This is a genomic window from Cryobacterium sp. TMN-39-2 (assembly GCF_004402745.1).
GTDB lineage: Bacteria > Actinomycetota > Actinomycetes > Actinomycetales > Microbacteriaceae > Cryobacterium > Cryobacterium zongtaii.
In genome coordinates this window covers 453,959-465,081 of sequence record NZ_SOFX01000027.1, presented here as the reverse complement: position 1 = coordinate 465,081, position 11,123 = coordinate 453,959, and the positions used below count along the sequence as shown (strand labels likewise).

The 11,123-nt window shown below is 68.3% G+C and carries 7 protein-coding genes and 1 pseudogene; 6 read left to right on the top strand and 2 right to left on the bottom strand.

Annotation, left to right across the window (positions count from 1 at the left end; genetic code table 11):
* Positions 1-532: 532 nt before the first annotated feature.
* Positions 533-1,531: pseudogene (locus E3O57_RS19250) on the top strand (Ig-like domain-containing protein); the annotation flags it as partial.
* A gap of 1,319 nt (positions 1,532-2,850) precedes the next feature.
* Here E3O57_RS19250 and cas5 read toward each other — a convergent pair.
* Positions 2,851-3,018: a CRISPR-associated protein Cas5 gene (cas5, locus tag E3O57_RS19245; protein WP_370028271.1), complete on the bottom strand. Its 168-nt coding sequence runs from the start codon at positions 3,016-3,018 to the stop codon at positions 2,851-2,853.
* Between cas5 and E3O57_RS19240 the strand changes: the two genes are divergently transcribed.
* Genes E3O57_RS19240 through E3O57_RS10235 form a run of 5 tightly spaced genes read left to right on the top strand, consistent with a single transcriptional unit; the run spans position 2,978 to position 9,270 of the window.
* Positions 2,978-3,793, top strand: a complete 816-nt coding sequence (locus tag E3O57_RS19240; RefSeq protein ID WP_370289985.1) for a fibronectin type III domain-containing protein — start codon at positions 2,978-2,980, stop codon at positions 3,791-3,793. The two genes, cas5 and E3O57_RS19240, sit on opposite strands and share 41 nt — an antisense overlap.
* A gap of 31 nt (positions 3,794-3,824) precedes the next feature.
* Positions 3,825-4,793 carry a MoxR family ATPase gene (locus E3O57_RS10250; protein WP_104166791.1) on the top strand — a complete coding sequence of 323 codons (969 nt, stop codon included), beginning with the start codon at positions 3,825-3,827 and terminating at the stop codon, positions 4,791-4,793.
* Positions 4,790-6,091, top strand: a complete 1,302-nt coding sequence (locus tag E3O57_RS10245; protein ID WP_103460418.1) for a DUF58 domain-containing protein — start codon at positions 4,790-4,792, stop codon at positions 6,089-6,091. Before E3O57_RS10250 ends, E3O57_RS10245 begins: the two co-directional genes overlap by 4 nt.
* Positions 6,088-8,565: a transglutaminase domain-containing protein gene (locus tag E3O57_RS10240; RefSeq protein ID WP_103460419.1), complete on the top strand. Its 2,478-nt coding sequence runs from the start codon at positions 6,088-6,090 to the stop codon at positions 8,563-8,565. The genes E3O57_RS10245 and E3O57_RS10240 overlap by 4 nt, the downstream gene beginning before the upstream one ends.
* Positions 8,566-8,574: 9 nt before the next feature.
* On the top strand, positions 8,575-9,270 hold the full coding sequence (locus tag E3O57_RS10235) for an FHA domain-containing protein (protein WP_133159798.1): 696 nt from the start codon (positions 8,575-8,577) through the stop codon (positions 9,268-9,270).
* On the opposite strand, the gene E3O57_RS10230 is transcribed toward E3O57_RS10235, so the two are convergent.
* Positions 9,267-10,940, bottom strand: a complete 1,674-nt coding sequence (locus E3O57_RS10230) for an MFS transporter (protein WP_165787956.1) — start codon at positions 10,938-10,940, stop codon at positions 9,267-9,269. The genes E3O57_RS10235 and E3O57_RS10230 overlap by 4 nt on opposite strands.
* Positions 10,941-11,123: the final 183 nt, after the last annotated feature.

Here is an 11,123-nt window from a genome sequence, read left to right as displayed (position 1 = left end):
CGACGGCGACGACATCTACCTGGTCTCCGCCTCGCCGACCACCGGTGACGGTGTGCGGTTCGGCCCCGAGGGTTTTGTCACCTTCGAATCCAAGACCGCCGAACTCGGAGTCAAGGAGGTGCAGTTCGTCATCTCCGACGGGCTGCTCACCGCCACCGGCGTGCTGACCGTTGACGTGAAGGCGCCCGGCAGCCTCAACCCCATCGGCACTCCGGACTTCACCACCGTGTTCCTGGGCGAGACCGCCCTGATCGAACCACTCAAGAACGACGTGACCCCCTCCGGTGCGCCGCTGGCCCTGATCGGGGTCAACGAAGTGCCCAACGACCTCACCGCCGTGCCCAACCTCGAGCGCGGCACCGTGGCCGTCTCCGCGAACAAGGCCGGCAGCTACGTCTTCACCTACAGCCTCGGCGCCGGCGCCACCTCCAGCGTCGGCCTGATCCGGGTGGACGTGCTGGAGAACCCCGACGACGTGCAACCGCCGATCGCTGTCAAGGACACCGCGTACCTGCGCGCCGGCGAACCGGTGATGATCCCGGTCCTCGACAACGACGTCTCACCCAGCGGCCGGGTCCTCGCCGTGCAGTCCGTCGACCTGACCGCGACGCAGGACCTCGTCACCGTGGAGATCCTCACCAACACCGTGCTGCGCGTCACCGCGGCCGCCGCGCTCACCGAGCAGGTGCAGTTCACCTACACGATCAGCGATGGCGACGGCACGTCAACCGCCGGAGTCACCGTCGTGCCGGTGCCGCCGCTGGTGAAGCACCAGCCTCCCGTCGCGGTGGACGACTCGGTGAGCGTGCGCGCCGGCGACATCGTCTCCGTTGCGGTGCTCGACAACGACTACCACCCCGACTCCGCCACCATGACGGTCGCCCCCGACCTGGCCGACACCGCCGATGTCGGCGGCCTGGCCTTCGTCACGGGCAACCGGGTGCGCTACCAGGCTCCCCAGGAAGCCGGTTCCTACAGTGTCGTGTACAGCATCAGCGACGCATTCGCCGAGACCGCGACGGCCACGGTGCGGTTCACCGTCACCGCCCTGGACGACAAGAACAACCGGCCGCCCACCCCGCTGCCGCTGACCATGCGCACCTTCGCCGAATCCACCATCAAGGTGCAGGTGCCGCTGGACGGTATCGACCCCGACGGTGACTCGGTGTACCTGAAGGACGTCACCAGCGCCCCGGAGCTCGGCCGGATCGTCGAGGCGGGCAGCGATTTCTTCATCTACGAGGCCTACCCGGGCACGGCGGGCACGGATGTCTTCACGTACCAGGTCGAAGACACCCTGGGCGCCACCGCCGAAGGCTCCGTGCGCATCGGCGTGATCCCTCGCCCGGTCGAATTGCTGGCGCCGAGCGCGATCGACGACGCCATCGAGATCAAGCCGGGCCGCACCGGATCGATCCCGGTCGTGCTCAACGACTCCGACCCCAACGGCTACAAGCTCACCCTCTCCGAGAAGCTGCCCGAGGTCGATCCCGGCATCATCGCCACCGTCGAGGGCAGTCGCGTCATCGTGGAAACGCCCGCCGAGGAGGGCACATACACCCTGCGCTACGAGATCACCAACGGGCACGGCGGCGCCGACACGGCCTTCATTCAGGTGAAGGTCACCGAGGACGCCAAGGCTCAGTACCCCGTGGCGATCGACCACCTCGTCGAACCCGAAGAGATTCAGGCCGGCCAGGCCGTCGACATCGACGCGCTCGAGGGAGCCGAGAACCCGAGCGGCCTGATCGACGAGCTGGTCATCAGCCTGGAGGGACCCAACGCCGCCTCTGGCGCCATCCAGTCGAACGGCGTCGTGCGAGTCGAGCCCACCTTCGAACGTCAGGCGATCGCCTACAGGCTCACCAACGAGGTCGACAAGCTCAGTGCCACGGCGTTCATCATCGTGCCGGCCATGCCGGAGCCGAACACCCCGAAGCCGTCTGATCCCGCGAACGCCGAACCGAGCGCCGAACCGACCCCGGAAGAAGAGGTTTTCCCGCCGCCCTTCCTGAAGGACATCGGCCCGCAGGTCATCAAGATGAACGGCTCGAAGAGCTGGTCCCTCAGCGACATCGTCGAGGTCCCCTCCGGCCGCCCCGCCGTGCTGCTCAGCGCTACCGCCACCAACAGCGACGGCTCGAACGCCATGAACGGCTCCACGTCACTGAGCTTCGTGGCCGCGGCCGATTACCGAGGGCCCGCCGCCCTGACCTTCGTGGTGACCGACGGGACCGGTGCCGGGGACCCCAAGGGCAACCAGGCGACCCTCACCATCCCGATCACCGTCGGCGACCCGAACTTCGAGGACGTCGCTCCGACCTTCACCCCGTCCAAGGTCACCGTGGAGGCCGGCGAGGGTGCGCAGGTCGTGAACCTGCGCAACTCGACCGGACACCCCAACCCCGACATCATCCAGAGGGTCAGCTACGGATCGCTCAGCGGAACGAGCGGCGCCGTCGCCGCGACCCTCGCCGGAGCCGACCTCACCATCTCCTCACCGCTGGGCACCCAACCGGGCGCCAAGGTGAAGCTCACGTTCTCGGTCACGTACAAGGAATTCACCATCCCCGGCTCGATCGAGGTGACGGTTGTCTCGTCCACCCGTCCCGTTCCCCAGGCCGTCGACGATGCCGGCCCCAACGGCGCAGGTATCGAAACCCGGCCGAGCACCTCGGAGACAGTGCCCGTGCTCAACAACGACTACAACCCCTTCGCCAAGGACGGTAAGCCGCTCGTGGTGATCGGCGCGGTCATCGAACAGCAGGTCGGCTCCGCATCCGTCGCGTTCACCGGCAACGACGTCACCATCAAGACCGGCTCGGGCGCCACCGGCACTCTCACGGTGGTCTACACGATCAAGGACGCCACCGGCGACCCGGCCCGCCAGACCAAGGCCAGGATCACCTTCGTGATCCGCAACAACCCGGATGCCCCCAAGGCGCCGACCGCGGTCGAGGGCGACGGCAGCGCCACGGTGAGCTTCACCGCCCCGTCGTCGAACAACTCAGAGATCATCGACTACACCATCCGGTGGGGCGGCGGCTCCACGACGGTGAAGAGCGCCGGCACCCACGACATCACCGGCCTGACCAACGGGTCCAACTACGCCTTCACCGTGACCGCCCGGAACGCTCTCGGCGACTCCACCCCGTCGGCCTCGAGCCCCACCGTCACCCCGTACGGCAAGCCGGGAGCGCCGGCCAGTGCCACCCTCAAGGCGCCGGGGACGGGCACGGGAGACCTCAGCCTCAGCTGGGCCGCTCCCGGCAGCAACGGCGGCCGTGGAGTGAGCAGCTACGAATACGAGTGGATCAAGGGGACCGCGGCCAACGGGACCACCAACGGAACCAGGGCGGCATCCGCCAAGGGAGCCATCGACCAGCCGCACCAGTACCGGGTGCGGGCGTGCAACCCCCGTGGCTGTGGCGACTGGACGTCTTCTGACACCGCGACCCCGCAACCGACTCCGCCGCCGCCGCCGCCCAGCGCGACCATCTTCAAGGCTGGGCCAGCACCGTACTGCCCCGGATGCCACTACGTCGGCGTGGACTACCGCGACTTCAAACCGGGCAACTACCGGGTATCGACATTCGTCAACGGCAGCAACTCCGGCCTGACCGAGGTGGGCTACAGCATCGGGGCGAACGGGTCCCTGGTGATTCAAAACGGTTTGGGCAAACGCAACGGCGACTCGATTCGGGTTCGCCTCGTGTCCGCGGGCGGGGAAGTCTTCTGGTCGGACACGATAACCAACTGGGACTCGCTTCCCGCACGCGGGGGAACACCGTAATGAACTCACTAGATCCAATCAAGGAGCACACATGGCAGTGACACAAGAACAGGCAGACTGGTTCGCCGAGGCATTCGGCAAGCTCGTCGGCAACGTCGAACAGGCGATTCTCGGCAAGGACCACGTGATCCGGCTCGTTGTCGCCGCGATGCTCACCAACGGCCACGTGCTGCTGGAGGACTTCCCCGGCACGGGTAAGACCGTGTTGGCCAAGGCCCTGGCCAAGACCCTCGACGGCACCAACTCGCGCATCCAGTTCACCCCTGACCTGCTGCCCTCCGACGTCACCGGTGTCACCATCTACGACCAGGGCAAGGGCCTCTTCGAGTTCCACAAGGGACCGATCTTCGCGTCGATCGTGCTCGCCGACGAGATCAACCGGGCCAGCCCCAAGACCCAGTCCGCTCTGCTCGAGGTGATGGAAGAGGGCCGGGTCACCGTCGACGGCATCAGCCACGAGGTCGGTAGCCCGTTCATGGTCATCGCCACCCAGAACCCCGTCGAGCAGGCCGGAACGTACACGCTGCCCGAGGCCCAGCTCGACCGCTTCCTGTTCAAGACCTCGCTCGGTTACCCGGATCACGACACCGCCGTCACCCTGCTGCTGGACTCCTCGAACCGGTCCAGGGACGCCGGGATCACGCCGATCATCGCGTCCAGCTCGGTCACCACCATGGCCCAGCTGGCGTCCGAGGTGTTCGTGGACGCCGCCGTGCTCGGCTACCTCAACGAGATCGTCACCGCCACCCGCACCGACGTGTCCTCGACCCTCGGCGTGAGCATGCGTGGCGCCCTCGCCCTGGCCAGGGCGGCAAAGACCTGGGCCCTGTCGCAGGGGCGCACCTTTGTCAGCCCCGACGACATCCGCGACCTGGCCATCCCGGTGCTCGCGCACCGCATCATGGTCGACCCCGAAGCCGACTTCGCCGGCGTCACCGCCGAAGACATCGTCAGCCGGATCCTCGTCGAGGTGGCCCCGCCCGCCTTCCGCGCAGCATGAGACGGGCCTCCGAGCGCGGGCCCGTCAGGATCTCACCGGCCAGACACGCCCTGAGATCGGTCGGTCGCGCGCTCGGGGCCGGTGCCTCCCACGCCTGGCGGTTGCTCCGCCAGGTGCTCGCCGTCGTGCTGGGGCGCATCCGCCCCGTCGTCGATGTGATCGGCCCGGCCGGCCGGTTGGTGCTGCTCTGCGCGGTCGCCGCGTTCATCGTGAGCGCCGTGTTCGGCTGGGTGGAATTCACCTACCTGGCGACCACCCTGCTGGCCGCCGTGCTCGTTGCCGTGCCGTTCATCATCGGTCGGGCCACCTACGCCGTCGAGCTGCAGCTGAACCCGCACCGCGTCGTCGCCGGCGAACGGGCCCTGGGGCAGATGACCGTCACGAACTCGGGGGAGCGCGCCCTGCTGCCCGCCCGCATGGAACTTCCCGTCGGCACCGGGCTGGCGGAGTTCGTCATCCCTGGGCTCGCACCGGCCGCCGTGCACGACGAGCTGTTCGCCGTGCCCACCCAGCGCCGCGCCGTGATCGTCGCCGGCCCCGCCGTCTCGGTGCGCGGTGACCAGCTGGGCCTGATGCGGCGCACCGTGCGCTGGACCGAGGCCGTTGAGCTGTTCGTGCACCCGGTGACCACCCGGATCGCCTCCTCGGCCGCCGGCCTCATGCGTGACCTCGAGGGTGAGGTCACCAAGAAGATCACCAGCGACGACATCTCCTTCCACGCCCTGCGCGCGTACGAGCCCGGCGACCCGCTGCGCAATGTGCACTGGCGCACGTCCGCCCGCACCGGGCAGCTGATGGTGCGTCAGTTCGAAGAGACCCGGCGCACCCAGCTCACCATCGTGCACACCTCCGAGACCGCGTACTACGCCTCGGACGAGGAGTTCGAACTCGCCGTGTCCGTGACCGCATCGCTGGCGCTGCAGATCATCCGCGACGGCACCGGCCTCAGCGTGGTCACCGAGAAGCTCGCCCTGCGCACCGCGACCCCGGTGTCCCTGCTCGACGACACCTCCAGGATTGACGCCGTGTCCGGCCTCTTCCCGAGCCTGCGGGAATTCGCGCGGGCCGCCACCCGGCGCCTGCCGCCGCCCAGCGTGGTCATGATCATCGCCGGTTCGCTGATGGACCTCACCGAATTCCGGGCCGCGCAGACCCTGTTCGGTAAGGACGCCACGACCCTCGCGTTCCGTATCAACCCCGGGGCGCAGTCCCGGCTGTCCACGGTGTCCGGCCTCACGGTCGTCACCATCGGCGATCTGGCCGACCTGCCCAAACTTCTCCGACGGGTACACCGATGAGCCGCTTCACCCGCCCCCGTCCGACAACGCGGGCCAGGACCGCGCCGGCAGCCAGGCCACGCCCCGACCGGCCGGCGGGACTGCGCGCGGCCTGGCGGCCGTTCCCGCGGGCTGCCTGGACCGACGTCGCCGTGCTGAGCCTGCTGTCGTTGCTGGGCGTGCTGGGCCTGGAGACCTCCTTCGGCGACTACAACTTCCTGGTCGCCGGCCTCGGCGGCCTGATCGTGGGAACCGGAATCGCCGTGCTCGGCTACGCACTGCGGCTGGGTGTCGTCACCAGCGTGCTCGCCGCCATCCTGGCGTACTTCCTGCTCGGCACGCCGTTCACCATGCCCGGCGAAGCCCTGCTCGGCGTGTTCCCCAGCATCTCGTCCACCGCCGGCCTGGCGTTGGGCGCGGTCTTCGGCTGGAAGGACATCGTCACCCTCGGCACGCCCGTGGAAGCACCGTATTACATGCCGGTGCTGCCCTACTTCGCGGCCTGGTTGATCGCCCTGGTCGGCACCATGCTGGCCAGCCGGTGGCTGCCCGGCCGCCGGCGCACGGTCTGGCGCACCGGTGTTCTCCTGATCGGGCCGGTCCTGCTGTACCTGACCGGCATCCTGATGGGCACCGACAAGACCTTCTACGCGGGCCTGCGCGGGGTGGCCTTCGCCGTTGTCGCCATCGTCTGGATCGGCTGGCGCCGCACGAAAGTGGAACGCGCGGATGCCGCGGGCGCAGCTCGGCTGCTGCGACGCAAGCTTCTGGGCACCGCCACCCTGGTCGTCGGAGCCGTGCTGATCGGCGCTCTCGTCGGCGGTGTCCTGGCACCGGAGACCAAGGACCGATTCGTGCTGCGCGAGGAGATCCAGCCGCCGTTCGATCCGCTCGAGTTCCCGAGCCCGTTGGCCGGCTTCCGGCAGTTCACCAAGACCCTCGCTGACACCCCGCTGTTCTCCGTGACCGGAATGCAGCCCGGAGAGACCCTGCGGCTGGCGAGTATGGATGCCTACGACGGCAAACTGTGGAATGTCGCCGCCGCGGACTCCCTGGTGAACGGCTCCGGCAGCTTCCGCCTCGTGGGCCGCACCATTCCCGAACCGGCCTTGGTCACCAGCAGTGCGAACAGCACCGTCACCGTCGACGTCGTCGGGTACGAAGACGTCTGGCTGCCGGTGATCGGGTATCCGGCCACCGTGGACTTCGACGACGCGGGCAGCCAGGAGGAGGCCGAGACCCTGCGCTACAACGCCGACAGCGGCACCGCCGTGCTCACCACCGGTGTCGAACCCGGTTATGAGTACACGGTGAACGCCATGCTGCAGCAGACCTACCGGGATGAGGACCTCCAGGACGTGCCCGTCGCCGACGTCACCCAGCCTGCGGTCGAGAACATCCCCGACGTCGTCGTGGCCAAGGCCATCGAGTACGCCGGCACGGCCGACACTCCCATCGACAGTCTCCGGGCGATCGAACAGGCGCTCAAGACCAAGGGGTTCCTCAGCCACGGCCTGGCCTCTGACGGCATCCCGTCCAGGGCCGGCCACGGCGCCGACCGTATCAACGAACTGTTCACCCGCACCCAGATGGTGGGCGATGAGGAACAGTACGCCGCCGCGATGGCCCTGATGGCCCGCAGCCTGGATTACCCGGCCCGCGTGGTGATGGGCTTCGCGCCCGATGTGCCCGAGGACGCCGGCACAGTAGAGATCACCGGAACCGACGTGACGGCCTGGGTGGAAGTGGCCTTCGAAGGCGTCGGCTGGGTCGCGTTCTACCCCACCCCTGACCAGACTGACGTTCCGCAGGACCAGACCCCCAAGCCCAAGACCGAGCCCCAGCCGCAGGTGCGTCAGCCCCCGCGCATGGACAACGAAGCCGACGACCTGCTGACCGCCGTCGAAATCGACGACACCAAGGACGAGGACAAGGACAAGGACTTCGAGTTGCCCGGCTGGGCCTGGATCGTGATCGGTTCGATCGGCATCCCGCTGATACTGATAGGTGTCCCGTTCCTCGTCATCGCCGCGCTGAAGTCCCGCCGCCGCCGCAATCGCCGAACCAAGGGGACCGGCGATGAACGCGCCGCCGGAGCCTGGTCCGAGCTGGCGGACGGCTTTTCCGAGCTTGGTTTCGAGGTGCCACGCGCGTCGAGCCGTCGTCAGGTGGCCGTCAGCCTGGAAGCGCAGTTGGCCGCCCAGCTGCTCAGCCCCGACGGCACCGGGGAGATCGTCGACGCCGCGGAGTTCGTGGCGCCGCACCGGCTGGTGCCGGTAGCAGCTTCCGTCGACAGCGCCGTGTTCGGCGGCGAGCAGGTCAGCGACGAGGTCGTGGAGAGCAATTGGACGGCGGCACTGGCCTCCCTCGCCACCGCGGGGGAGTCCGCCGGGCGCCTGCGCCGGATTCTCGCCAGGTTCAGGCTCCGCGCCAAGCGGGACTGGAGCCAGGTGAACCTGCGCGGCAGCCGTGGCCCCGGCACGGGCCGAAGGTAGAGTTGCACCGTGGAAAATCCGGACTTCATAGTTCCCCCGCCGGGGATGTTTCGCTCGAAAGACGCTGAGGCTGACGCCGAGGTCGACGAGGAATCAACGGCGCGGGTGCCGCACAAGAACCTGATCGGCGCCATCCCGCCGGCGCCAGGGGGTGGCGCTCCGGCGGTCGCCGACAATGCGGCGCCGCCGACCGGCCCGCCGATGCCCACGGTGGGAGCCGCCCCGCTGGCCGGGGCCCCCGCGGTCGCGCCGCCGGGGGCAGCGCCGGTGCTGTCCATCCCCGCGTTTGTTCCCACATTCCCCGGCTCGCCGCCGCCGCGCACTCCGCTGCCTGCGGTCGCTCCGCAGCGCGCGGCTGCCTCGCAGGCCGCATCCGTCTGGCAGCTCACCCTTGCCGACGGCCAGACCATCCCGGTGACGGGTTCGCTCGTGCTGGGCCGCGACCCGGCCCCGGTCACCCGCCGGGCCGCGACGATGGTCAGCGTGATCGACCCGGCCCGGTCGGTGTCGAAGTCGCACGCCCTCGTCGAGCTGGTCGACGGGGAGCTGTGGGTCACCGACCTGCACTCCACCAACGGCGTCACTGTCGGCGACGTGCACGGCGAACGCACTCCCGTGAATCCGGGCGTCCGCACCGCGATGGGCGCCGGCGTCAGCCTCTCCCTCGGTGAATTCGTCGTGCAGGTGTCGCGGCCCGACGCCTAGGGCTGTCCGGCTGTGCTGTCCGTGCTCGAGCCGGTTCCGCCAGGGCCTGTGCTCGAAAGCGGCGGCGTCTTGGGCAGCCGCAGTGCAGCAGCGAAGCCGAGCAGTCCGGCGAGGGCCAGGCCGGCGTAGACCACGGTGAGCGCCGTCTGCCGGGCCTCGGCGTTGATCTCGATGATCTCGGCCTGTTGGTCGGCGGGCAGCTCCGCGACGGCGTTGCCGAGCTGCGCGTCGCTGATGATCTGAGCCTTTTCGGTGACCGCGGTGTCCAACTGGGACTGTTCGGAGGAGGAGAAGACCGGACTCTCGTCGATCAGGCTTGTCGCCGTCAGGACGAACACCGACAGGATGAGCGCCCCGGCCAGGGATGTGCCCAGAGATGCGCCGATGTTCTGGGAGGTGTTGATGACCCCGGACGTTTCGTTGGAACGCTGCGGTTTCACCGACGACATGATCAGGTTCTGATTCTGGGAAGCGATGGTGCCCGCACCGAAACCGACCAGCGCCAGCCCCAGGATGAATTCGGTGCCGCTCGTCGCATCCCTGGCCAGCACCCCCATGGCCGCCGCGCCGAGCACGATGATGGCGAAGCCGGCGAGGATCACCGAGCGCGGCGCGAACCGGCGGCTGAACACCCGCCCGCTCACCGCCGCCGACAGGAGGACGGCCAGGGACAACGGCAGCAGGGTGAGCCCGCTCTGGATCGCCGAGTAATTCAGTTCCATCTGCACGTAGAGGGAGAGTGCGAAGATCGCGCCGGTCAGCACGAGGTACTGAAGCAGCTGCACGGCCGACCCCGACGAGACGGCCCGGATGCCGAAAAGGTTCAGGTCCAGGAGCGTGTCGTGGTGGTGGCGATCCCGGCTTCGTTCCACCAAGACGAAGACGAGGAGGAACACCAGGCCGATCGACACGAGGATGACCGTCGGTGAGATCTGGCCGGCGGTGAGCACGACCTGACCGAAGATCTCAACGTCAACGCGACTGATGAAAAGGCCGTAGGCCGAGGCCATCACGATGCCCAGAACCGCCGTGATGAGTCCGGCGGAGCTGAGGATGAACCCCGGCCAGTCGAAGCGGGGTTTCCGGCCCAGGAAGGGCGCATCCTTGATGATTTTCAGCTGGGTGAAGATGAACAGCGCCACGAGCAGTTCGCTGGCGAAGGCCAACCGCCAGGAGAGGTACGACGTGAACAGGCCCCCGATGATCGGGCCGATCCCCGCGGCGATCCCCGCGATGGCGGCGAAGCCGGCGTAGGCCTTCGCCCGGGCGGGGCCGGCGGCGAAGTTCGACACGATCAGCGACATCATGGCCGGGAGCATCATGGCCGCGCCCAGCCCCTCGAGGAATGACCAGCCCAGGATGAACACGGTCAGCGTGGGGGAGAGCGCGGTGATGGTCGTGCCGACCGAGTACACGCTGAGGCCGATCACGAAGGCGCGCTTGCGGCCGATGATGTCGCCCACCTTGGCGCCGGCGATCATGAAGGCGGCCATCACCAGGGTGTACAGCGTGATGGCGTTCTGGATGCCGGTGACCGTCGTGTCAAAATCCTCCACGAGGGTCGACAGCGACACGTTCATGAACGTGGAGTCGACGACGATGATGAACTGGGCCAGCAGGATCACGATGAGCACCCTGCCAGTGGTCTTCGGAGCGGTCACGGTCGTCATGCGCACACCATACGTCGACCGTCCCCCCACGGCCATGGCCCGCCGACATCCGCGAACCGTGAGAAGCCCACCAGGATGCGCGATTTTTAGGGGCACAGCTCACAGTTCGCGGACTTTAAAGCGCGTGTTAGCCTGAGGTGTGCTGCAACGTCGACTTCTTCTTCTGTGCCGCGACGAGTCTCG